We start from the raw sequence: 22,726 nt of genomic DNA, 5'->3' as shown, positions 1-22,726 counted from the left end.
TCGTGAATCTGTCGCCCGAGACCGAGGCCGCCGGTTATCGGCTTCTCTCGCTAGAGGCGACAAACTCGACGAACGACGACGCACTCCAGGCCGCCCGGTCCGGCGATCCAGGACAACTCTGGATCACGGCGGCCGAGCAGCTTGCGGGAAGGGGGCGACACGGCCGGCAATGGTCGTCGCCCCCCGGAAATCTCTACGCCAGCCTTCTCCTGATCGATCCATGCGACACGGCCGTGGCGCCCCAACTCGGCTTCGTGGCCGGGCTGGCGCTGCATGAAGCCGTCGAGGAGGTCATAGGCATCGGCGCGCCGCGCCTGTCCCTCAAATGGCCGAACGATCTTCTTCTCGACGGCGCGAAGCTGTCGGGGCTGCTGCTTGAAGGTCATCGCCTTCAGCCGAATGGACCGTTGGCCATCGTCATCGGATTTGGCGTGAACGTCGCTTTCGCGCCAGCGGGCACACCTTATCCTGCCGCTGCTTTGCAGATGGTCAGGCCTGGGCTGAACAGGGACGAGGTCCTCCGCGCTCTGTCTTCGGCATTCGCCCGAACCTTCTCCGCCTGGCGTGCCGGATCGCGGATGAATGCATCGGATCCATTCGGAGCGATCCGGCGACTCTGGCTTGAGCGGGCGGCGGGAGTCGGGCAGGAGGTGACGCTTCGCCTGCCTTCCGGGGACAAGAAGGGCGTTTTCGAGGGGCTCGACCGTTTTGGACGTCTGCAGCTGAAAACCCGCGATGGCATGGAACTCATCGATGCAGGCGACCTTTATTTTCCCAATTTACTGCACGATATAGCCAAGCCTGACACTGGCTCGATAAGGTCTTAAACTTAATGGCTTCCCACCAGGACGAATTGGTCTTTCTTCCCCTCGGAGGACTCGGCGAAATCGGAATGAATGCTGCGCTCTACGGCTTCGGGCCGGAGGAGGATCGGCGATGGATTCTGGTCGATTGCGGCATGGGCTTCGGCGGTGAGGAGCATCTGCCTGGAATAGAGGTCGTCTATCCCGATCTGCGCTTCATCGAGGAAGAACGTCACAACCTTCTAGGCATCTTCATCACCCACGCTCACGAAGACCATATCGGTGCGCTGGTCGAAATGTGGCCGCGCCTCAACGCTCCGGTCTACGCTACGAAGTTCGCCATTGGCCTGCTCGAAACGCGTCGCCTGTCAGAGGCCAATGCGCCGAAGGTCGATCTTCGCGAGATCGTGCCCGGTCAGCGTCTGAAGCTCGGTCCCTTTGACATCGAGTATGTCCCGGTCGCGCACTCGATTCCGGAATCGAATGCACTCGCCATCCGCACGCCGCACGGGCTCGTGGTGCATACAGGCGACTGGAAACTAGACGATACGCCCTATCTCGGCAGCCTGACATCGGAAGAAGCCTTCCGTGCCTTGGGCAACGAAGGGGTGCTGGCTCTCGTGTGTGATTCCACCAATGTGGTCCGCGAAGGCACGAGCCCGAGCGAATCCGATGTCTCCAGGAATCTGGCGCAGCTGATCAAGGATGCCCCACACCGCGTTGCGATCACAACGTTCGCCTCGAATGTCGCCCGCATCCGCTCGGTGGCAGAAGCGGCCCGTGAGTGCGGGCGGGAGGTGGTCGTTGTGGGCCGTGCCATGGATCGTGTGGTCGATGTGGCGAAGGAATGCGGCTACCTCGACGGCCTGCCCGAATTCCGCTCGACGGAAAATTTCGGTTACATGCCCCGCGACAAGGTCGTTGCCATCCTGACAGGCTCGCAGGGCGAGCCTCGGGCAGCGCTTGCCCGTGTCGCCCAGGACGAGCACCCGGACATTGCGCTCTCCGCCGGTGACCGTGTGATCTTCTCGTCGCGTGCCATTCCCGGAAACGAGAAGGATGTAGGCTCGATCATCAACAGCCTGATCGAACAGGGCATCGAGGTTATCACCGACCGGACGGAACTGGTTCACGTCTCCGGCCATCCCCGCCGTGGTGAGCTGGCGCAAATGTACCAATGGACCCGGCCGCGCATCGCCATTCCTGCCCACGGCGAGCCGTTGCACCTGAGCGAGCACGCCAAGTTCGCGCGAGCCCAGGGGGTGCAGGAGGTCGTTCGAGCCAAGAACGGGACCCTCGTACGTCTCTCGCCCGGTCCCGCTGAGATTGTCGATACTGTTCCGACCGGGCGTCTTTATCGCGACGGTAACATCGTCATCGGAGCTGGCGAGCGGGCTCTGCCGGAGCGCCGCAAGCTCGCTTTTGCGGGCATCGTCACCGTGGCGATTGCCATTGATGATCGAGGCGAACTCGTCGGCGATCCCGTGATCGATGCCATGGGCCTGCCGGATAAGAACCGGCAGGGGCGGGATCTGACCGACATCATTGCCGACACCGTGGCCGATTTGCTCGATGGTCTGCCAAAGGCCAAGCGCCGGGATCCCGACGCCGTCGAGAATGCGGTTCACCGGGCCGTCCGCGCGGCTGTCAATCAGGAATGGGGCAAGAAGCCCGCCTGCCATGTGCTCGTTATCGAGGCTTGAGGTCTAAACGGGAGAGGGACGATGATCGGACGTCTCAACCATGTCGCCATCGCCGTGCGCGATATCGCAGCTGCCTCGGAGGTCTATCGTAAGACACTGGGAGCCGAGGTCTCGGCGCCTGAGGCTCTGGAGGAGCATGGTGTCACGGTCGTGTTCATCACCCTGCCCAATACCAAGATAGAGCTTTTGGAGCCCTTGGGTGGGGAATCACCCGTTGCCCGGTTCCTGGAGAAGAACCCCGACGGCGGTATGCACCATATCTGCTATGAGGTGGACGATATCGTCGCGGCGCGGGACCAACTTGTGAATTCCGGGGCAAGGGTGCTCGGCTCCGGCGAGCCGAAGATCGGAGCCCATGGAAAGCCCGTGCTTTTTCTGCATCCGAAGGATTTCAACGGCACGCTCATCGAGCTTGAGCAAGCCTGAGGACAAGCTGTTGATAAGCTTTGTAAAAACCCTGGCAGGATCGCTCTGCTCCACGATTGCGGTCGTCGCGGTCGTGTCCGCCATCGCCGTCACCATCGCCGTCACCGGATTTGGCCTGCGGGTGAGCGGGGGCTTGGCTCTCTATTTCGTGATCTGGTGGATCCTGCTCTTTGCCGTCCTCCCCTTCGGCGTTCGCAGCCAGGTCGAAAGCGGGGAGGTCGTTCAAGGAAGCGAGCCTGGGGCCCCGGCGCTTCCTGCCTTAAGGGAAAAGGCGATCTGGACGACGCTTGTCGCGTCCATCGTCCTTATTGTGGTCGCCGCGGTGTTCCCCCTGGCCGGGCTCTGATCGAAACCGCAACGGGAGTCAAAAAAAGAAAAGCAAGGCTTTCGCCTTGCCTAAACTGCCTTTTGGCAATTTTTGATCCCTGGCTTTCTTAGACCAACGCCTCGTGGCGCTTGGGGATCTTGTTCCTCCCGAAACTCGGACCGTAGCCTCTGACCTTTGAAGGTCTAAGACGTTAGGGTTTCGTTTATAGAGACCTTACCTAGCGGTGTCACCTTTTGTAGGCACGTCCTGATGCATTTTTTGGCATTTCTTGTATTGATCTTTGGTCTAATCCATCTCGCCGCAGGGGTGTTCGGGCGATGACAGCTTGTCTTTTGCCTGGGGCCTGTGTTGTGTGCTGGAAGCGAGTCGCTACCTTTTCCCGTTCTGATCGAGACCCAAAAGGCGTCCCATGCGTTTGAGCCGCTACTTCCTCCCCATTCTCCGTGAGACGCCGAAAGAGGCGGAGATCGTCTCCCATCGTCTGATGCTGCGCGCTGGCATGATCCGCCAGGAAGCAGCGGGGATCTATGCTTGGCTGCCGCTCGGCTTGAAGGTGCTAAACAAGGTCAATGCCATTGTCCGCGAGGAGCAGAACCGCTCCGGCGCCGTTGAGCTTCTGATGCCGACGATCCAGTCGGCGGACCTCTGGCGGGAATCCGGGCGCTACGATGCCTACGGCAAGGAGATGCTGCGCATCCAGGACCGGCACGAGCGCGAGATGCTCTTCGGCCCGACCAACGAGGAGATGATCACGGAGATCTTCCGAGGCTATGTGCGCTCCTACAAGGATCTGCCGCTGAACCTTTATCACATTCAGTGGAAGTTCCGCGACGAGGTGCGCCCGCGCTTCGGCGTCATGCGCTCGCGCGAGTTCCTGATGAAGGATGCTTATTCCTTCGATCTCGATCAGGCCGGCGCCGTCCATTCCTATAACAAGATGTTCGTGGCCTATCTTCGCACCTTCGCCCGGATGGGCCTGAAGGCGATCCCGATGAGAGCCGATACTGGCCCCATCGGCGGCAACCTCAGCCACGAATTCATCATCCTGGCCTCGACGGGCGAGAGCGAGGTTTTCTGCCATGCGGATTACCTGAACTTCGATATTCCGCCGACCGATACGAACTTCGACGATATCCCCGGCCTCCAGAGCACCGTCGACAAATGGACGTCACTCTACGCCGCCACCTCCGAGATGCACGATGAGGCGGCCTTCAATGCGGTGTCGGAGGACAAGAAAATGTCCGCCCGCGGCATCGAGGTCGGTCACATCTTCTATTTCGGTACCAAGTATTCCGAACCCATGGGCGCAAAGGTCATGGGCCCCGACGGGCAGGAGCGGGAGGTCCATATGGGCTCCTACGGCATCGGCCCGAGTCGCCTGATCGCCGCGATCATCGAGGCGAGCCACGACGAGAACGGCATCATCTGGCCAGAAGCCGTTGCTCCATTCGATGTGGCGATCCTGAATCTGAAGGCAGGCGACTCCGCCACGGATGCAGCCAGCGAGCGGCTCTATCGCGAACTCGGCGCAGCGGGTCGCGACGTACTTTATGACGACCGCGACGAGCGCCCGGGCGGCAAGTTTGCCACTGCCGATCTCATCGGCGTGCCCTGGCAGATTCTGGTTGGGCCGAAGGGGCTCGCCGAGGGCAAGGTGGAACTTAAACACCGCGCCACCGGCGAGCGCGAGACACTTCCTCTCGAGGATGTGGTCGCCCGTCTCACAGCTCATCAATAAGCTGTCATGGCCAAGAACAGAGAAGCCAAGACGGCACCGGCTGGAACGAAACCCTTCTCGCTCTTCGAGTGGATGCTCGCCGGGCGGTACCTGCGCACGCGGCGGCGGGAAGGTTTCGTCTCGGTTATTGCTGGCTTCTCGTTCCTCGGCATCATGCTCGGCGTCGCCACATTGATCGTGGTGCTCTCGGTCATGAATGGCTTCCGCAAGGAGCTGCTCGACAAGATCGTGGGCATCAACGGCCATATCTTCGTAGCGCCGCTGGAAAGCCCGCTCACCGATTACCCAGAGGTCGCGGCGCGCATCGCGGCGGTACCGGGTGTCAAGCGCGCCATTCCGCTCGTGGAGGGACAGGCGTTCGGCTCCTCGCAATACAACGGCAGCGGTGTCCTCGTCCGTGGCATCCGCCCGGAGGATCTGCGCAAGATCGATCACATTGCCGGCAACCTGCGTCAGGGTAGCCTGGACGATTTCGATAGCGGCGAGGGGGTCGCCATCGGGCGCCGCCTGGCCGATGCGCTCTCGCTGCAGGCCGGCGACACCTTCACGCTCATCACGCCGCGCGGCGCGTCCACTCCCTTCGGTACGGCTCCGCGGGTCAAAGGCTATCCGGTCAAGGCGATCTTCGAGATCGGCATGTCGGAGTTCGATTCCACGTTCGTCTTCATGCCGCTGACGGAAGCGCAGAACTATTTCAACCGCCAGAACGATGTGCAGCTTATCGAAGTCTATCTCGACAACGCTGACCGGGTGGATCAGGCGCGCGCGGCCATCGAGGAGGCGGCAGGTCGCCCGATCCTGATGACCGACTGGCGCCAGCGTAATCGCACCTTCTTCGGGGCGCTCGAAGTCGAGCGGAACGTGATGTTCCTCATCCTCACGCTGATCGTGCTGGTGGCGGCACTCAACATCATCTCCGGCCTCATCATGCTCGTGAAGGACAAGTCTGAGGACATTGCGATCCTGCGCACCATGGGCGCGACGCGCGGCGCTGTCATGCGCGTCTTCCTGATCACGGGTGCGTCGATCGGCATTGTCGGCACGATCGCGGGCTTCGGCCTCGGGCTGCTGCTCGCGCTCAATGTCGAGACCATCCGTGATGTCATCTCGCGGCTCACGAACACCAATCTCTTCCCGGCGGAACTCTACTTCCTGAGCCGCCTGCCGGCCAAGGTGAATCCGACCGAGGTGGCGACCATCCTCATCATGGCGATGGTGCTGTCGCTGCTGGCGACCCTCTATCCCTCCTGGCGGGCCGCGAAGCTCGATCCGGTCGAAGCGTTGCGTTACGGATAAGTATGTCGGCAACCCAGTCCCAACCCGCCCTGAATCTCTCCAAAGTCGAGCGCCGTTATCCGCAAGGAGACAGCTTTCTGGAAGTGCTGCGCGGCGCCGATCTGGCGATCTGGCCTGGCGAGATCGTGGCGTTGATCGCGCCCTCCGGCACAGGCAAGTCGACGCTGCTTCATCTGGCGGGTCTGCTCGAAAAGCCCGATGGCGGCGAGGTCTTCGTCGGGTCGAAACCGACGGCCGCGATGAACGACCACGAGCGCACCCGCATCCGGCGCGAGGAGCTCGGCTTCGTCTACCAATTCCATCATCTGCTGCCAGAGTTTTCGGCGCTTGAGAACGTGGTGATCCCGCAGCTCATCCGCGGCCTGTCCAAGACGGAAGCCCAGGATCGTGGGACGCAGCTTCTGACGTTCCTAGGTCTCGGCAAGCGCCTCGATCACCGCCCTGGCGAACTGTCCGGCGGCGAGCAGCAGCGGGTCGCCATCGCCCGCGCCGTCGCCAACGCCCCACGCCTGCTTCTGGCGGATGAACCGACCGGCAACCTCGATCCCAATACGGCAGACCGCGTCTTCCAGACGCTCGTCGCCATCGTTCGCGCATCGAAGCTTGCAGCCCTCATCGCCACGCATAATCTGGATCTCGCCGCCCGCATGGACCGGCGCGTCACGATCCGCGATGGCTTGATCGTCCAGCTGCCTTAAGACTTCCCAAAACGAAATAGAAAGGGCGCCTCAGGCGCCAACGAAGATGCGTATCCTCGCATCTTAACGAATTGTTGACTCCGTCCGAAGCCCAGGCTCTGCACATGCTTTACACAGAACATCCAATGAACAAAGATGAACATATTGGGAACACGGAGATCAAACCATGCTTCGCTTCATCCTTGAGACCACCGCCGAAATCGCTTCTCTCGCCATGTTCGGCTCGGCCGTGGCAATCTGGGCTCTGGTACTTTCTCCCATCGCTTGATACCGGGATCCACAATTACCCACCGCGATTCACAGGAACATAATCCTTGAGGCCGGAGGTTAGGCTTCGTTAGAAAAGAATCGTGGCACTATGCGCGCCATTCGATGAGTAGAGTTTTATGGCGCGCATTCTTCAGGATATCGGTTTCGTCCATCTGCATGTCCATTCCTCGTACTCGTTGCTCGAGGGGGCATTGAAGGTCGCGCAGCTGGCTAAACTCGCCGCCGCCGATAAGCAGCCAGCGCTTGCGCTCACCGACACCAACAATCTCTTCGGCGCCCTCGAATTCTCCGAGAAGCTCGCGGGCTCGGGCATCCAGCCCATTGCAGGCGTCCAGCTTTCCGTCTGCTTCGAGGAACCGGATCCGGTCGCCCGCGTGATGCCGCAGCCGTCCAATATCGTGCTGCTCGCGCAGAATGAGGAGGGCTACCGCAACCTCATGCGCCTCGTGAGCCACGCCTATTTCGGCGTGCCGTTGGGTGAGGACCCGCGCGTCATGGCGCCTGCGCTGGCAGCCCATAGCGAGGGCTTGATCGCCCTGACCGGCGGCTTCTCGGGCCCGCTCGATAGCGCCCTGCGCAACGGCGCACGTCAGGATCTGGCGCAGGCGCGGCTCGACATTTTGAAAAACGCCTTCGGCCATCAACTCTATGTAGAGCTCCAGCGTCATGGGCTGGAAGACGAGCGTCTGATCGAGAACGACCTGCTAGCATTGGCCGACCGCAACGGCCTGCCCATCGTCGCAGCAAACGAGCCGTTCTTCTCGGCAGGGAAGGATTACGAGGCGCACGACGCTCTGCTCGCCATCGCGGAAGGACAGATCGTCTCGAACCCGGATCGGCGTCGCCTCTCGCCGGAGCACCATTTCAAGACGCGTCGGCAGATGATGGAGCTGTTCGCGGATCTGCCGGACGCGCTGCAGGCGAGCGTCGAGATCGCCATGCGCTGCGCTACGCGCGTCAGGACCCGCAAGCCCATCCTGCCGAGTTTCGGCACCGGCCCCGATGCCGCCTCTCTGGATGAGGGCGAGGAGCTGAAACGGCAGGCGGAGGAGGGGCTTGAGAAGCGTCTCGCGGCGCACGGACCCGCGCCGGGCCTGACCGAGCAGGATTACCGCGACCGTCTCGCCTTCGAGGTCGGCATTATCCGCAAGATGAAATTTCCTGGCTACTTCCTGATCGTGGCCGACTTCATCAAATGGGCGAAGGATCACAATATCCCGGTCGGACCGGGCCGTGGCTCAGGTGCAGGCTCGCTCGTGGCCTATGCGCTTACCATCACCGATCTCGATCCGCTGCGGTTCGCTTTGCTCTTCGAGCGCTTCCTCAATCCGGAACGTGTCTCGATGCCGGACTTCGATATCGACTTCTGCGTCGAGGGGCGCGAGCGAGTCATCGATTACGTGCAGCAGCGCTACGGCGAGGAGCAGGTCGCGCAGATCATCACCTTCGGTACGCTGCTCGCCCGCGGCGTGATGCGCGACGTCGGCCGTGTGCTCGAAATGCCGTATGGTCAGGTGGACAAGCTGACCAAGCTCGTGCCGCAGAACCCGGCCAATCCGGTGACTCTCGCGCAGGCCATCGAAGGCGAGCCGAAATTGCAGGCGGCCATCGATGAGGAGCCGGTCGTCAAGCGCATGCTCGATATTGCGCAGAAGCTGGAAGGCCTCCACCGGCATGCCTCGACCCATGCCGCCGGCGTGGTGATCGGCGACCGACCGCTGCAGGAACTGGTCCCGCTCTATCGAGACCCGAAGACCGGCATGCGCGTGACCCAGTTCAACATGAAATGGGTCGAGCAGGCGGGTCTCGTGAAGTTCGACTTCCTTGGCCTCAAGACGCTCACGGTCCTGCGCACCGCGGTCGATCTCATCCGGCGCAAAGGCATCGAGGTCGATCTCTCGGCGCTGCCGCTCGATGATCGCAAGACCTACGAAATGCTCCGGCGTGGCGAGACGGTGGGTGTGTTCCAGGTGGAATCAGCGGGCATGCGCAAGGCGCTCGTCGAGATGGAGACCGACCGTTTCGAGGATATCATCGCTCTCGTGGCGCTCTATCGCCCGGGCCCGATGGCGAATATCCCGGTCTATTGCGCGCGCAAGCTCGGCAAGGACGAGCACAACAAGAAGGATTGGTATCCCCACGACAAGCTGGAGCCGATCCTGCGCGAGACCTTCGGCATCATCGTCTACCAGGAGCAGGTGATGGAGGTGGCGAAGGTCCTCTCCGGCTACTCGCTCGGTGACGCCGACCTTCTGCGTCGTGCCATGGGTAAGAAGATCAAGGCCGAGATGGATGCGCAGCGTGAGCGCTTCGTCTCCGGTGCGAAAGAGGGCGGCCTCGACAAGGCGAAGGCGAACGAGATCTTCGACCTGCTCGCCAAGTTCGCCGATTACGGCTTCAACAAGAGCCACGCGGCAGCCTATGCGCTGGTGGCGTTCCAGACGGCCTATTGCAAGGCCAATTACCCGGTCGAGTTCCTGGCAGCGTCCATGACGCTCGATCTCGACAACACCGACAAACTCGCCGAATTCCGCCGAGAGGCGCAGCGCCTTGGTTTCAAGGTCATCCCGCCGTCGATCAACCGCTCGGGCGTGGTCTTCGACGTGCAGTACGACGCGGAAGGCAAGGGCCAGATTCTCTACGCGCTTGCTGCCGTCAAAGGTGTCGGGCGTCAGGCAGTCGAGAGCGTGGTCGAAGCACGAGGCGAGGAACCGTTCAAGGATCTTGCCGACTTCGCCCGACGCATCAATCCGCGCATGCTCAACAAGCGCACGCTGGAGAACCTGATCGCGGCCGGTGCCTTCGATGAGCTGGAGCCGGATCGGGCTAAGGCCTGCGCGTCCATCGACGCCATGATGAGTCTGGCACAGCAGTCCCATGAAGCCGCCAATGGTGGCATGATGGATATGTTCGGCGGGGTCGCGTCAGCCGATGTGCAGCTGCGCATCGGGCCTTACGAGCCTTGGCCGGCCGCTGAGAGGCTGCAGCGGGAATACGATGCGGTCGGTTTCTTCCTCTCCGGACATCCGCTCGATGAATACGGCGACCTTCTGAAAAAGCTGCGGGTGCAGACGTGGATGGAGTTCTGCCGTTCGGTGAAGGCCGGCAATTCTGTGGGACGGGTCGCGGCTACGATTCTCGACCGGCAGGAGCGCCGCACCAAGACCGGCAACAAGATGGGTATCCTGACCCTGTCGGATCAGACCGGGCAGTTCGAAGCGATCATCTTCTCCGAAGGCCTCGTACGCCTGCGCGACGTGTTGGAGCCCGGCACGGCTGTCGTCCTCATGCTGCAAGCCGGTCTCGAAGGCGAGGAGGTAAGGGCGCGCATCGGCTTGGCGGAGCCGTTGGATGAGGCGCTCGCCAAGCACCAGAAGAGCATGCGCATCTTCCTGCGCGACGAGCGTCCGATCTCCAGCGTCTACGAGCGGCTGAAAACGCGAGGTGAGGGGGAGGTGTCCCTCGTTCTCATCCTCGACGACGGAGACCGGGAGGTCGAGATCAAGCTGCGTGACAAGTATATGACGACGCCCCAGATTGCCGGAGCGCTCCGCGCCGTGCCGGGTGTGGTGGATGTTCACATGAACTGAGCCGGTCAGAACGGTTTATGCTGGCAATGTGAATCGGTCGCTCGTCAGGGAATTCATGGACGACAGGCTTTCTCATATCCGCATCGCGGTCGAGTCCGACCCTGATGCTTTTTCGGAGGAGATCGAGATGCGCCTTCTCGCCTCCCTGAAGCAGAACGTCCCGGCAAGCGACTATGCGCCTTGCGGGATTCTGGCGCGGGATCAGAAAGGCGCGATTCTCGGCGGGCTCATCGGCGGAACGTCTTATGGATGGCTGCTGATCAAGATTCTCTGGGTTGCGGAAGAGCTCCGCAGCCAGGGGCTCGGTGCCAGAATCATGCGATTGGCCGAGGAGGAGGCTATAAGCCGCGACTGTCATGGAGCCTGGCTCGACACCTCCAGCCAGCGCGCCAGGAGCTTCTATGAGAAGCTTGGCTATGAAACCTTCGGGATGCTGGAGAACAAGCAAGGGGAGAAACCTCAGGGCCATGCCCGGTTCTTTCTCTGCAAGCGGTTTCCGCGGCCAGATAGGGCGATTGAGGCCTCTTCCCGGGGCTGACATCCTTCAGCTTGCATTTCGGCGGCTTTACCCCTATATGCGCGCCTATCCCACACGCGGAATCCACCTCATAAGCCCATGAGGTATCCCGGTGGCCGGCTTAACCCGGTCCACTGTTCCGCGGAGGCTTAACCGGAGAATAAACTATGGCGCTTCCCGATTTTTCGATGCGCAGCCTGCTTGAGGCTGGCGCTCACTTTGGCCACCAGGCTCACCGTTGGAACCCGAAGATGGGTCAGTACATCTTCGGCACCCGTAACAACATCCACATCATCGATCTCGCCCAGACGGTTCCGATGCTGCACCGCGCCCTTCAGGCCGTCAGCGATACGGTTGCCAAGGGCGGCCGCGTGCTCTTCGTCGGCACCAAGCGTCAGGCTTCCGATGCCGTTGCCGATGCGGCCAAGCGTTCGGCTCAGTACTATGTGAACTCCCGCTGGCTCGGCGGCATGCTGACTAACTGGAAGACGATCTCCGGCTCCATCGCGCGCCTGCGCAAGGTCGACGAGATTCTCGCCGGCGGCGGCCAGGGCCTCACGAAGAAAGAGCGTCTCATGCTTGCCCGTGAGAAGGAGAAGCTCGAGCGCGCTCTTGGCGGCATCAAGGATATGGGCGGTACGCCCGACCTGATCTTCATCATCGACACCAACAAGGAGCAGCTGGCGATTCAGGAGGCCAAGCGCCTCGGTATCCCGGTGGCTGCCATCGTCGACACGAACTGCGATCCGGACGGCATTACCTTCCCGGTTCCGGCCAATGACGACGCCGGCCGCGCGATCTCGCTCTACTGCGATCTGGTTGCCCGTGCTGCCCTCGACGGCATCTCCCGTGGTGCCGGCGACATGGGTATCGATATCGGCGCGTCCGAGAACCCGATGGCCGAAGAGCTCCCGGCCGCTGAGACGGCAACCGCAGCCTATGAAGGCGAGCAGTTCGAGCGTCTGGCTGCTCCCCGCGGCGCCCCGGACGATCTGACCAAGCTGAACGGCGTTGGCCCGCAGCTCGAGAAGAAGCTCAACGAGGCTGGCATCTTCCACTACTGGCAGCTTGCCGCCATGCAGCCGGGCGATACCGCCCAGCTCGACAAGGATCTGAAGCTGAACGGCCGTCTCGAGCGTGATGGCTGGATCAACCAGGCCCGCTCGATGATCGAAGCCGCTGCTGCGTAAGCCTTACGGCGCCGCAACATGCAGCGCCGCTTGAACGAATGATCGAGCCCGGCGTTCCACGAGCGCCGGGCTCCCTCTATGCGTGAACCTTTGAAAGGAAAAGCCATGGCGAACATTACCGCTGCGATGGTGAAAGAGCTGCGCGAGACGACCAGCGCTGGCATGATGGACTGCAAGGCCGCTCTCGCCGAGACCAACGGCGACATGGAGGCCGCGATCGACTGGCTGCGCAAGAAGGGCCTGTCGAAGGCTGCCAAGAAGGCTGGCCGTGTGGCGGCCGAGGGCCTCGTGGCCGTCGAGTCCTCCGGTCACACTGCCACGATCCTCGAGGTCAATTCCGAGACGGACTTCGTCGCCCGTAACGACCAGTTCCAGGCTTTCGTGCGCGAAGCCGCCAAGATCGGCCTGATGGGCAACGGCACCGTCGAGTCGCTCGAAGCCGCTCACTTCCCCGGTTCGCAGACGACCGTGAAGGACCGCCTGCAGGAGCTGATCGCCACTATCGGCGAGAACATGACCCTGCGCCGCATCGCCAAGCTGGAAGTGTCCAAGGGCGTGATTGCTTCTTACGTCCACAACGCGGTCACCGAAGGCCTTGGCAAGATCGGCGTCCTGGTGGCGCTTGAGTCCGAGGGCGACGTGACCGTTCTCGGCACGCTCGGCCGCCAGATCGCCATGCATGTGGCCGCGACCAGCCCGGTTGCGCTTGACGCCTCCGGCGTCGACGCTGCCACGATCGAGCGCGAGAGCGCCATCCTGCGCGACAAGAATGCCGGCAAGCCGGATCATGTCATGCAGAAGATCATCGAGAGCGGTCTGAAGAGCTACTTCAAGGAGGTCACCCTCCTGGAGCAGCCTTTCGTGCACGACCCTTCGAAGACCGTGACCCAGGTTCTCAAGGAGGCCGAGTCCAAGGCCGGCAAGCCGGTCACCCTCAAGGCCTTCGTCCGCTATGCTCTCGGTGAGGGCATCGAGAAGGAAGAGGCTCCGGACTTCGCGGCCGAAGTGGCCGCCCAGGCCGGTCTCAAGGCCTAAATCGAACCCAAGCAAACGGCGGCTCTTCAGCCGCCGTTTTCATGAGAGGTCTCGAAAAGAAAGGTCTGATGATGGCAACGTTCCGGCGCATCCTGGTGAAGCTCTCGGGTGAGGCCTTGATGGCTCCCGACGGCTACTGGCTCGATACTCAGATCCTATCCTCCCTGGCCGAGGATCTGGCCCAGGCTACCCGCGCCGGATTCGAGATTGCCGTCGTCATCGGTGGCGGCAACATCATCCGTGGCGCCCGCATGAGCGCCGCCGGATGGATCGACCGTCCCACGGCCGATTCCATGGGCATGCTCGGCACAGTGATGAATTCGCTCGCCATCGAGACGGCTCTGAATGCCGCCGGCGTCCCGGCCCGCACCATGTCGGCGGTCTCCATGCCGACGATCTGCGAAACCTATGCCCGTCAGCCGGCCCTGCACCACCTCGACAAGGGGCAGGTGGTGGTTCTGGCCGGTGGCACCGGCAATCCCTTCTTCACGACCGATACCGCTGCCGTCCTTCGCGCCGCCGAGCTGCGGTGCGACGCGGTCTTGAAGGCGACCCAGGTCGACGGCGTCTACTCGGCGGACCCGAAGAAAGACCCGAATGCGATCCGATTCGACCGCCTGACCCATGACGAGGCCATCGCCAAAGATCTGAAGGTCATGGATACCGCGGCCTTCGCCCTGGCCCGCGAGAGCAAGCTCTCGATCATCGTGGGCTCGGTGCATGCCCCCAGCTCCGTTACCGCTCTTCTCCAGGGGAAAGTGCCCTCCACGGTCGTCGCCCCTTGATCCTAGGGCCTTGATGCTGGACCCTTGGAAGCGTAAGCCCGTTTAAATAGTTCGCGTAAGGACAGAAACTGATGGCCACGACCTTTGATCTCGCCGATGTGAAGCGCCGCATGCAGGGCGCCATCAACGCTTTCAAGAACGACCTGGCTAGCCTGCGCACCGGACGCGCCTCGCCGAATCTGCTCGATCCGATCCAGATCGACGCCTATGGTGCCATGATGCCGATCGCGCAGGTTGCCACTGTGAACGTGCCGGAGCCGCGCCTCCTCAGCGTTCAGGTCTGGGACCGGGGTATGGTGGCCGCCGTGGAGAAGGCGATCCGGGAATCGGATCTCGGCCTCAATCCGCAGACCGAGGGGCAGGTGATCCGTCTGCGGATCCCCGAAATGAACGAGCAGCGCCGCAAGGAAATGGTGAAGGTCGCGCACAAATACGCCGAAGAGGCGAAGGTCGCGGTCCGCCACGTGCGCCGCGACGGTCTTGACCTGCTCAAGAAGCTTGAGAAGGACAGCGCCATCAGCGAGGATGACGGAAAGCGCCACGCCGACCAGGTGCAGAAGGCGACGGATCAGTTCGTAGCTGAGGTCGACGCCCTTCTGGCGGCGAAGGAAAAGGAAATCATGCACGTCTGATCGTCAGGCGTGCATCGGGACGGAAATATGAGCGGCGAAGCCAAGCGGTCGGCCCCCATCCTAGCCCATCAAGAGGCAGGCGAGGGGACGCCGACCCATGTTGCCATCATCATGGATGGAAACGGACGCTGGGCCGCTCAAAGAGGGCTGCCCCGGTTCGAGGGGCATCGGAAGGGGATCGAGGCGATACGCCGTGCGGTGAAAACCGCGACCAATCTCGGTATCCGTTACCTTACCGTCTACAGCTTCTCAGCGGAAAATTGGCGCAGACCTGCTGATGAGGTGTCCTATCTTATGGGGCTCCTCAAGCGTTTCGTGCGCCACGACTTGGCCGAGCTTCACGCCAACAACATCCGCGTTCGGATCATCGGCGAGCGTGAAGGATTGACCTCCGACATCCGTCTGTTGCTCGATGAAGCGGAACAGCTCACCCGGTCCAACACTGGCCTGACCCTGGTCATCGCGTTCAACTATGGCGGACGCCAGGAGATCGTGAGCGCCATGCGGGCTCTTGCGCGCCGGGTCAAGGAAGGTTCGCTCGATCCGGCCGATATCGATATGGATACGGTCGGAGCCGCCCTCGATACTCACGACATCCCCGATCCGGATCTCGTTATCCGGACCTCAGGTGAGCAGCGGGTGTCGAACTTTCTCACATGGCAGACGGCTTACTCCGAGTTTGTCTTCCTGCCCTGCTTCTGGCCGGACTTCGACGAGGCCGCCTTCAAGGCAGCCATTGACGAATACTGCAGGCGCGAGCGCCGGTTCGGCGGCCTGAGCGCCCGGGCGGTCTGACGATGGTCTCAGACCAAGGCTCCTCCCTGCCATCCAGCCCGAAACCAGCCCCGTCCAAGGAACTGACGACACGGATTTTGTCCGCCGTCGTCATGATCGCACTCGCCCTCCTGACCGCCTATTGGGGCGGATGGCCGTTTGCCCTGTTCTGGCTGGCAGCCGGTGTCGCCATCATGGTGGAATGGACGGACATGACCGGGGTCGAGCCGCGCCGGTTGGTGCAGGCGATCCTGGGTTCCGGCCTTGGCGTCCTGACGCTGCTCTTTCTGACCGATGCCAGCTTTGGCCTGTTCGTGGCAGCATGTCTTGTATTTCTGGCTGCGAGTATTGTCCTTACCAAGGGCGCGCAGAAGAGATGGGCCGCTTCGAGCTTCCTCTATGCGTCTCTGATCGTTCTCGTGCCGCCGATCGTGCGCGACCATCTCGAACTCGGCATTCTGGGGCTACTGTGGATGTTCGCCGTCGTCTGGGCGACCGACATCGCCGCCTATTTCACGGGACGGACCTTTGGTGGGCCTAAGCTTTATCCCGCCATCAGCCCGAAGAAGACCTGGTCCGGGTTCATCGGAGGCGTCGTCGCTGCAGCCCTGGGCGGGGTGCTGGTTGCATGGGGCGGGGAGAAATATGGGCTGAGCCTGCCATTCGGTCTTCTCGGCACAGCTGTTATCTCTATCGTTGCCTCCATCGCGAGCCAGATCGGAGATCTCGGCGAGTCTGCTCTCAAGCGCCATTGCAACGTCAAGGATTCGAGCCATCTCATCCCAGGGCATGGCGGCGTGATGGATCGCCTCGACGGCTTCTGGGCCGTATGCTTCATCGTTGCTGCCGTTCTTTTGACTGTTCATTTCACGACATAGGCATTGATGACCCGTTCCCTTACGATTCTTGGAGCAACCGGTTCAATCGGCCGCTCGACGACCGATGTCGTCCTGGCCCATCGGGATGAGTTTCGTGTCGAAGCGGTCGTGGGCGGGCGCAATGCGGCCGCCCTGGCGGATGCCGCTCGGCGGCTTGGAGCCAAATTCGCCGCCCTTGCCGATGAGCGCGGAGGGGAGGCGTTAAAGCAGGCCTTGTCAGGAACCGGAATTAGGAATGGTGCGGGCCCGTCCGCGGTTCTGGAGGCTGCGGAGCGTGATGCCGACGTCGTGGTGGCCGCCATCAGCGGAACGGCCGGTTTGGCCCCGACCCACGCGGCTTTGAAGCCGGGCCGGCGAATTGCCCTTGCCAACAAGGAAAGTCTTGTCTGCGCTGGCGCCGCCTTCATGGCCGATGCCCGCCGTCTCGGTGTGGAGATCATGCCGGTGGATTCCGAGCATAACGCCCTGGATCATGCTCTTACGGCGGGTGCAAACCGGGATGTGGAAAAGGCGGTGATAACCGCCTCCGGTGGCCCCTTCCGCACCTGGCCCAGAGAGCGCATCGCAAAGGCTAGCGCCAAGGTGGCGTCGGCCCATCCGGTCTGGTCCATGGGATCGAAGATCAACATCGACTCGGCCACCCTGATGAATAAGGGGCTCGAGCTGATCGAGGCGCATCACCTGTTCGACATCGAAGAGGAGCGTCTCGATGTCCTGGTTCATCCGGAGGCGATTGTGCACGGCCTCGTTCAGTGGAGCGATGGTGCCGTGACGGCCGGCCTCGCCCTACCCGACATGAAGGTCCCGATCGCCAATGCGCTACGCAACCAGGGGCGTCTGACGATGGATCTGCCCCGTCTCGATCTCGCCGCGATTGGTCGATTAAGCTTCGAGCGGCCTGACGAACAACGGTTCCCATGCCTATCTCTGGCGAAAGCTGCGCTGAAGGCCGGAGGCGCGATGCCTACGATCCTGAATGCCGCCAACGAGATTGCAGTCGAGGCCTATATGGCGGATCGGATCGGATTTTACGATATTTCAGAGTTAGTTGAGAGCATTTGCTCGACCTTCTCGGGAAGACAAATTCCTGCGCCGGAAACTGTGGCGGATGCGCTAGGCATCGATCAGGAGGCCCGGCAGGCGGCGCGGCAGCTCATTCCGGCTTATGCCGAAGCGACGCAGCTCTAAAGAGCGCGAAAGGGACGATGATGGATTTTCTCTCGATGATCAGCGGCGCGACAGGTTCCCTGTTCCTGACCCTGATCTCCTTCCTTGTAGTTCTCACGGTCGTCGTGTTCGTCCACGAGTTCGGTCATTTCTGGGTCGGACGCCTCTGCGGGGTCGGCGTCACGGCCTTTTCCATCGGCTTTGGGCGCGAGTTGATCGGCTGGACTGACAAGAAGGGCACCCGCTGGAAGATCTCTGCGATTCCCCTCGGCGGCTACGTCAAATTCGTCGGCGACCTCAATGCGGCCAGCGTTCCTGACCAGGATCAGCTCGATCGAATGCCCCTGGAGCAGCGGGCGATCAGTTTTCCCCACCAGAATGTGGCCAAGCGTGCGGCCATCGTGGCGGCAGGCCCCATAGCCAACTTCATCCTGGCCATCGCCATCTTCGCCGGCTTCAACTACTTCAACGGCCGGCAGGTCCTGGAGCCACGCATCGAGGCCGTCCAGCCTGGAAGCGCGGCCGAAAAGGCGGGCTTCCAGCCCAAGGATCTGATTCTGACTGTCGACGGCCGACAGATCCAAACCTTCGCCGATATGCAGCTCATTGTGAGTTCCAGCGCGGGGGAGCCCCTTGATTTCACGGTTGAGCGCAGCGGCCAGGTAGTTGCCCTTACGGCAACGCCTAACTTCGTCGAGCGGACCAGTCCCTTCGGCAAGCAGCGCATCGGACTGCTCGGTGTCGAGGCTTCCCGCGATCCTTCTGCAATCAAGCGTCTGACCTATACGCCGTGGGGGGCAGTCAAGGCCGCCGTGGTCGAAACCTGGAACCTTGTCGAGCGGACCATCAACTTCATCCGCCGCCTGGTTATGGGCTGGGAATCGACCGACCAGCTCTCCGGCCCTATTGGAATCGCCCGGGCCTCGGGCACCGCTTTCGACGTCGGAGGGGTCTATAGCCTGGTCAGTTTGATCGGATTCATGTCCGTCTCTATCGGTCTCATTAACCTTTTTCCCATTCCGTTGCTGGATGGCGGCCATCTTCTGTTCTATGCCATTGAGGCGGTTCGCGGGCGTCCTTTGAGCGAAAAAGCCCAGGAAATCGGCTTCAGAATTGGGTTTGCCCTGGTGGCGATGCTCATGCTTTTCGCCACTTGGAATGATCTTGTTCACCTTGGCACCAGTTTTCTGACCCAGGGATCGTGACAAGGACGCCACGCTATTTAAAAATTGGTACTCTGTTGTGGATGTGCCGTTTGCAATAACGGCGAAAGTTTGTACAAGCGGTCCACACAGATAAGGTTGGGGGCACTCGTCTCCAACCTGCGGGGCCTTCCTCGCTAGGGACAGAATATAAAGAACGGGCCAGTTGATGATGTCGACGACCACGCCTCGCCGGAAAAAGCCGGCTACCACCGCCATTGTCGCGATCAGTGCGCTGATGGTCGGGATTACTGCCGCGGAGAGCGCCTTCGCGCAGCAGGTGGCCCCGGGGAATCGCCGCGCCTCGGCTGCTCAGGGTCCCATCGTCAACCGGGTGGTGATCGAAGGTAACAAGAGGGTCGAGAAGGCCCTGATCGAGGATCAGTTGCAGGCCCGTGCCCGCGCTCCTTATAACCAGGCGACCGTCGACGCCGACGTTCAGAGAATTCTTGAGGTCTATCGCCGTTCTGGCCGTGGTCTGGCCGCGGTCACGCCTCGCCTGGTCGATCTGCCCAACGGCACGGTCGACGTGGTCTACACCATCAACGAGGGTGACAAGACTGGCGTGGAGGAGATCCGCTTCGTCGGAAACAATCAGGTCTCGTCCAGCCGCCTGCGCGGCGTCATGCAGACCACCGAGACGAATCTCCTGAGCTTTCTCAAGAGCACCGATGTCTATGATCCGAACCGGCTCTCGAACGATCTGGATCTTATTCGCCGCTACTACCTGAAGAATGGCTACGCCGATTACCGGCTCGTCTCCAGCGATGTGACGTTCGACGCCAATGCCGGCGGCTACATCATCACCATCACCGTGGAGGAGGGTGAGCAGTACCGGTTCGGCAGCATTAGCGTCGATCCTCGGCTTGCCGGGGTCGAAGCCGAGGGGCTGCGCAGGGGAATCGCGACCTCCGAAGGTTCGATTTACAATGCCGATGCCGTCGAGAAGTCGGTTCAGGCGCTGACCACCAATGTCGGTCGCCAAGGAAATCCGTTCGCTCAGGTGCGCCCGGTCGGCACCCGCGATCCTGCGACCCGCACGGTCAACCTTGCTTACGTGGTCGAGGAAGGTCCGCGAATCTACATCGAGCGCATCAACGTGCGCGGCAACAGCCGTACCCGTGACTACGTGATCCGTCGTGAGTTCGAGCTTGGTGAGGGCGATGCTTATAACCAGGTGCTCGTCGATCGCGCCGAGCGTCGTCTGAATAACCTCGGCTACTTCAAGCAGGTTCGCATTTCGAACGAGCCCGGCTCTTCGGCCGACCGTGTGGTCGTGAACGTCGATGTCGAGGATCAGTCCACCGGTTCGTTCGCCATCTCGGGCGGCTACTCCACGGCTGACGGCTTCATCGGTGAAGTCTCGGTCACCGAGACCAACTTCCTTGGCCGCGGTCAGTTCGTCCGTCTCGCCGGCCAACTCGGTCAGCGCGCTCACGGCGTCGACTTCTCGTTCACGGAGCCGTACTTCCTCGGCTACCGGATGTCGGCTGGTATCGATCTGTTCTCGAAGTTCAGCGACCAGACCCGGTATTCCCGTTACGAGAACCGGATGACTGGCGGTACGCTGCGCCTCGGCCTTCCGATGACGGAAGAGTTCACGGTCACTGCGCGCTACTCGCTCTATCAGCAGTCGCTGGATATCCCGAACGACCTCGATCAGCCGTATAACGACTGCTCGGCTCCGATCCCGGGTTATACGCAGCTGAACGCGAACGGGACGCCGAACCGTCAGTTCTGCGAAGGCAACGGTGAAGCCTCTCTGGCTATCAAGGAATCGCAGGGCGACACCATTACTTCGCTCGCGGGCTTGACATTCAACTACAATACGCTCGACAGCATCCGTGAGCCGCGTAACGGCTTCTACGCCGAAGTGAAGACGGACTTCGCCGGTCTTGGCGGCGACTCCCGCTACTTCCGTGTGACCGGCGATGCACGCTACTACCGCGAACTGTTTGAAGACGTGGTCGGTATCGCTCGTATCCAGGGTGGTCACATCATGGGCTTCAACAGCGGCGACGATGATGGCGATAACGGCGATCTCCGCATCGTCGACCACTTCTTCATGGGTCCGTCGCTGGTCCGCGGCTTCGCACCGAACGGCATCGGACCGCGTGATATCTCGAGCCTCGACAGCCGTGCGAACGCCATCGGCGGCACCACTTATTTCGGCGGTACGCTCGAAGTGCAGTTCCCGATCTGGGGTCTGCCGCGCGAGCTCGGCCTGAAGGGTGCCGTCTTCGCCGATGCCGGTACGCTCTTCGGCTATGAAGGTCCGACTGTCTTTAACGTGAATGGCGGCAGCATCCTCGATCCCGCCGACGCGGTTTGCACGCAGGATCCCAACGTGCCGCAGAACTGCATCGAGGTTCTCGACAGCGACATGATCCGCTCCTCTGTCGGCGCCTCCATCCTGTGGAACTCGCCGCTCGGTCCGATCCGCTTCGACTACGCATATGCGCTCTCGAAGGAAGAGGGTGTTTTCAGAGATGGTGTTCGGGTCGGAGCCGACCGCACTCAGGCCTTCCGGTTCTCGGGCGGTACGCGCTTCTAAATCGGGGAGGGCGCGGAGAGGTGCCCTCACTTATTCTTCATGACAGAATCCAATTTCTTTCCGCAAAACCAGACGTTGAATCTGCGTCAGGTGGCGGAGTTGGCGAATGCAACGCTCCCCGACGGCATCGACGGGGAGTTTTTGCTTAAAGGCGTTGCGCCTCTGGAAAGTGCCGGTCCCGGCGATCTCGCCTATATGGACAACCCGGCCTATGTTGGCGCTTTGGCGGCAACGCGCGCGGTGGCATGCCTCGTGACGCCGCGCTACGCCGCGAAGGTGCCGTCCCAGACCATCGCCATCGTCACCCCGCAGGCTTATCGCGTTTTTGCCCAGGTGCTCGGGCTCATGTTCCCATCCGCCATGCGGCCGGAATCATCCTTCGTCTCGACTGGGATTTCGCCGGGCTCCTTCGTGCATCCATCCGCCAGGTTGGAGCATGGGGTCCGGGTCGATCCCGGGGCCGTTATCGGCCCTCATGCGGAGATCGGCGCTGGAACCTTGATCGGGGCCCATTCCGTGATCGGGCCAAAGGTGAAGATCGGGCGGGACTGCACCGTCGCTGCTAACGTGACAGTATCCCACGCCTTCGTCGGCAACCGGGTCATTCTCCACCCGGGCGTGCGCATCGGACAGGATGGCTTCGGCTTTGCCATGGGACCGCAGGGACACCTCAAGGTGCCGCAGGTTGGCCGGGTCATCATCCAGGACGACGTGGAGATCGGTGCCAACACGACCGTGGACCGGGGTGCCAGCCGAGATACGGTGATCGGCGAGGGCACGAAAATCGATAATCTTGTCCAGATCGCCCACAATGTGGTGATCGGCCGCCATTGCGTGATCGTTGCTCAGGTCGGCATCGCCGGCTCGACGACGATCGAGGATTATGTGGCTATCGGTGGTCAGGTCGCCGTCAAAGGCCATGTGCGGATCGGCATGGGTGCGCAGATCGCGGCCACCAGCGGCGTCAACGGCGATGTCCCGGCCGGCGCCCGCTGGGGCGGTATCCCGGCCAGGCCGATGCGCGAGTGGTTCCGCGAGATCACGGCGCTGAAAAAGCTTGCATCCCAGGGCGATTCCGCCAAAGACGACGATGCGTCTTCATAACGTTCGTTGAAGGCATCCATTACTGCCTGGAGTTCC

Annotated in this window: 19 protein-coding genes; all 19 read left to right on the top strand. The window is 61.7% G+C overall.

All coding sequences use genetic code 11. The features are described from left to right. Positions 1 to 2: 2 nt before the first annotated feature. Positions 3 to 827 (top strand): biotin--[acetyl-CoA-carboxylase] ligase, encoded by an 825-nt coding sequence (locus tag JO965_RS14375; RefSeq protein WP_246776556.1) that lies wholly within the window; start codon positions 3 to 5, stop codon positions 825 to 827. Between the two features lie 5 nt (positions 828 to 832). After that, complete coding sequence (locus JO965_RS14370; RefSeq protein WP_203439573.1) at positions 833 to 2,506, top strand: ribonuclease J; 1,674 nt, start codon at positions 833 to 835, stop codon at positions 2,504 to 2,506. A gap of 21 nt (positions 2,507 to 2,527) precedes the next feature. Next, positions 2,528 to 2,932 carry a methylmalonyl-CoA epimerase gene (mce, locus tag JO965_RS14365; protein WP_203439572.1) on the top strand — a complete coding sequence of 135 codons (405 nt, stop codon included), beginning with the start codon at positions 2,528 to 2,530 and terminating at the stop codon, positions 2,930 to 2,932. Between the two features lie 10 nt (positions 2,933 to 2,942). After that, positions 2,943 to 3,278: a DUF1467 family protein gene (locus tag JO965_RS14360; protein ID WP_371826788.1), complete on the top strand. Its 336-nt coding sequence runs from the start codon at positions 2,943 to 2,945 to the stop codon at positions 3,276 to 3,278. A gap of 391 nt (positions 3,279 to 3,669) precedes the next feature. Next, positions 3,670 to 4,998: a proline--tRNA ligase gene (gene proS, locus JO965_RS14355; protein ID WP_203439570.1), complete on the top strand. Its 1,329-nt coding sequence runs from the start codon at positions 3,670 to 3,672 to the stop codon at positions 4,996 to 4,998. Between the two features lie 6 nt (positions 4,999 to 5,004). Beyond that, positions 5,005 to 6,294, top strand: a complete 1,290-nt coding sequence (locus JO965_RS14350) for a lipoprotein-releasing ABC transporter permease subunit (protein ID WP_203439569.1) — start codon at positions 5,005 to 5,007, stop codon at positions 6,292 to 6,294. 2 nt (positions 6,295 to 6,296) lie between these two features. Then, the gene (locus JO965_RS14345; protein WP_203439568.1) at positions 6,297 to 6,992 is read left to right on the top strand and encodes an ABC transporter ATP-binding protein; all 696 of its coding nucleotides are present in this window, start codon (positions 6,297 to 6,299) and stop codon (positions 6,990 to 6,992) included. 386 nt (positions 6,993 to 7,378) lie between these two features. Next, positions 7,379 to 10,852, top strand: a complete 3,474-nt coding sequence (dnaE, locus tag JO965_RS14340) for a DNA polymerase III subunit alpha (RefSeq protein WP_203439567.1) — start codon at positions 7,379 to 7,381, stop codon at positions 10,850 to 10,852. A gap of 55 nt (positions 10,853 to 10,907) precedes the next feature. Further along, positions 10,908 to 11,390 carry a GNAT family N-acetyltransferase gene (locus tag JO965_RS14335; RefSeq protein WP_203439566.1) on the top strand — a complete coding sequence of 161 codons (483 nt, stop codon included), beginning with the start codon at positions 10,908 to 10,910 and terminating at the stop codon, positions 11,388 to 11,390. 146 nt (positions 11,391 to 11,536) lie between these two features. Next, positions 11,537 to 12,559 carry a 30S ribosomal protein S2 gene (locus JO965_RS14330; RefSeq protein ID WP_203439565.1) on the top strand — a complete coding sequence of 341 codons (1,023 nt, stop codon included), beginning with the start codon at positions 11,537 to 11,539 and terminating at the stop codon, positions 12,557 to 12,559. A gap of 105 nt (positions 12,560 to 12,664) precedes the next feature. Beyond that, on the top strand, positions 12,665 to 13,594 hold the full coding sequence (tsf, locus tag JO965_RS14325) for a translation elongation factor Ts (protein ID WP_203439564.1): 930 nt from the start codon (positions 12,665 to 12,667) through the stop codon (positions 13,592 to 13,594). Between the two features lie 71 nt (positions 13,595 to 13,665). Next, positions 13,666 to 14,379 (top strand): UMP kinase, encoded by a 714-nt coding sequence (gene pyrH / locus JO965_RS14320; RefSeq protein ID WP_371826882.1) that lies wholly within the window; start codon positions 13,666 to 13,668, stop codon positions 14,377 to 14,379. A gap of 71 nt (positions 14,380 to 14,450) precedes the next feature. After that, positions 14,451 to 15,011 carry a ribosome recycling factor gene (gene frr / locus JO965_RS14315; protein WP_203439562.1) on the top strand — a complete coding sequence of 187 codons (561 nt, stop codon included), beginning with the start codon at positions 14,451 to 14,453 and terminating at the stop codon, positions 15,009 to 15,011. A gap of 27 nt (positions 15,012 to 15,038) precedes the next feature. Then, positions 15,039 to 15,806, top strand: a complete 768-nt coding sequence (locus tag JO965_RS14310) for an isoprenyl transferase (protein WP_246776555.1) — start codon at positions 15,039 to 15,041, stop codon at positions 15,804 to 15,806. Positions 15,807 to 15,808: 2 nt separating this feature from the next. Then, positions 15,809 to 16,663, top strand: a complete 855-nt coding sequence (locus tag JO965_RS14305) for a phosphatidate cytidylyltransferase (protein ID WP_203439561.1) — start codon at positions 15,809 to 15,811, stop codon at positions 16,661 to 16,663. 6 nt (positions 16,664 to 16,669) lie between these two features. Continuing rightward, entirely contained in the window at positions 16,670 to 17,851 is a 1,182-nt protein-coding gene (gene dxr, locus JO965_RS14300) for a 1-deoxy-D-xylulose-5-phosphate reductoisomerase (RefSeq protein WP_203439560.1), read from the top strand. 20 nt (positions 17,852 to 17,871) lie between these two features. Continuing rightward, a complete protein-coding gene (rseP, locus tag JO965_RS14295) occupies positions 17,872 to 19,035 on the top strand; it encodes an RIP metalloprotease RseP (protein WP_203444187.1) in 1,164 nt (387 codons plus the stop codon). A 166-nt stretch (positions 19,036 to 19,201) separates the two neighbouring features. Continuing rightward, complete coding sequence (gene bamA / locus JO965_RS14290) at positions 19,202 to 21,586, top strand: outer membrane protein assembly factor BamA (protein ID WP_203439559.1); 2,385 nt, start codon at positions 19,202 to 19,204, stop codon at positions 21,584 to 21,586. 39 nt (positions 21,587 to 21,625) lie between these two features. Next, positions 21,626 to 22,690: a UDP-3-O-(3-hydroxymyristoyl)glucosamine N-acyltransferase gene (lpxD, locus tag JO965_RS14285; RefSeq protein ID WP_203439558.1), complete on the top strand. Its 1,065-nt coding sequence runs from the start codon at positions 21,626 to 21,628 to the stop codon at positions 22,688 to 22,690. The last annotated feature ends 36 nt before the right edge of the window (positions 22,691 to 22,726 follow it).

It is taken from the genome of Microvirga sp. VF16 (assembly GCF_016864375.1).
Lineage (GTDB): Bacteria > Pseudomonadota > Alphaproteobacteria > Rhizobiales > Beijerinckiaceae > Microvirga.
This window is presented reverse-complemented; position numbering and strand designations above follow the sequence as displayed.

What these genes read in the sequence shown, in the direction of transcription:
- JO965_RS14370 (WP_203439573.1), top strand. Translation starts at nt 833, where the DNA reads ATGGCTTCCCACCAGGACGAATTGGTCTTTCTTCCCCTCGGAGGACTC.
- mce (WP_203439572.1), top strand. Translation starts at nt 2,528, where the DNA reads ATGATCGGACGTCTCAACCATGTCGCCATCGCCGTGCGCGATATCGCA.
- proS (WP_203439570.1), top strand. Translation starts at nt 3,670, where the DNA reads ATGCGTTTGAGCCGCTACTTCCTCCCCATTCTCCGTGAGACGCCGAAA.
- JO965_RS14350 (WP_203439569.1), top strand. Translation starts at nt 5,005, where the DNA reads ATGGCCAAGAACAGAGAAGCCAAGACGGCACCGGCTGGAACGAAACCC.
- JO965_RS14345 (WP_203439568.1), top strand. Translation starts at nt 6,297, where the DNA reads ATGTCGGCAACCCAGTCCCAACCCGCCCTGAATCTCTCCAAAGTCGAG.
- dnaE (WP_203439567.1), top strand. Translation starts at nt 7,379, where the DNA reads ATGGCGCGCATTCTTCAGGATATCGGTTTCGTCCATCTGCATGTCCAT.
- JO965_RS14335 (WP_203439566.1), top strand. Translation starts at nt 10,908, where the DNA reads ATGGACGACAGGCTTTCTCATATCCGCATCGCGGTCGAGTCCGACCCT.
- JO965_RS14330 (WP_203439565.1), top strand. Translation starts at nt 11,537, where the DNA reads ATGGCGCTTCCCGATTTTTCGATGCGCAGCCTGCTTGAGGCTGGCGCT.
- tsf (WP_203439564.1), top strand. Translation starts at nt 12,665, where the DNA reads ATGGCGAACATTACCGCTGCGATGGTGAAAGAGCTGCGCGAGACGACC.
- pyrH (WP_371826882.1), top strand. Translation starts at nt 13,666, where the DNA reads ATGGCAACGTTCCGGCGCATCCTGGTGAAGCTCTCGGGTGAGGCCTTG.
- frr (WP_203439562.1), top strand. Translation starts at nt 14,451, where the DNA reads ATGGCCACGACCTTTGATCTCGCCGATGTGAAGCGCCGCATGCAGGGC.
- JO965_RS14310 (WP_246776555.1), top strand. Translation starts at nt 15,039, where the DNA reads ATGAGCGGCGAAGCCAAGCGGTCGGCCCCCATCCTAGCCCATCAAGAG.
- JO965_RS14305 (WP_203439561.1), top strand. Translation starts at nt 15,809, where the DNA reads ATGGTCTCAGACCAAGGCTCCTCCCTGCCATCCAGCCCGAAACCAGCC.
- dxr (WP_203439560.1), top strand. Translation starts at nt 16,670, where the DNA reads ATGACCCGTTCCCTTACGATTCTTGGAGCAACCGGTTCAATCGGCCGC.
- rseP (WP_203444187.1), top strand. Translation starts at nt 17,872, where the DNA reads ATGGATTTTCTCTCGATGATCAGCGGCGCGACAGGTTCCCTGTTCCTG.
- bamA (WP_203439559.1), top strand. Translation starts at nt 19,202, where the DNA reads ATGATGTCGACGACCACGCCTCGCCGGAAAAAGCCGGCTACCACCGCC.
- lpxD (WP_203439558.1), top strand. Translation starts at nt 21,626, where the DNA reads ATGACAGAATCCAATTTCTTTCCGCAAAACCAGACGTTGAATCTGCGT.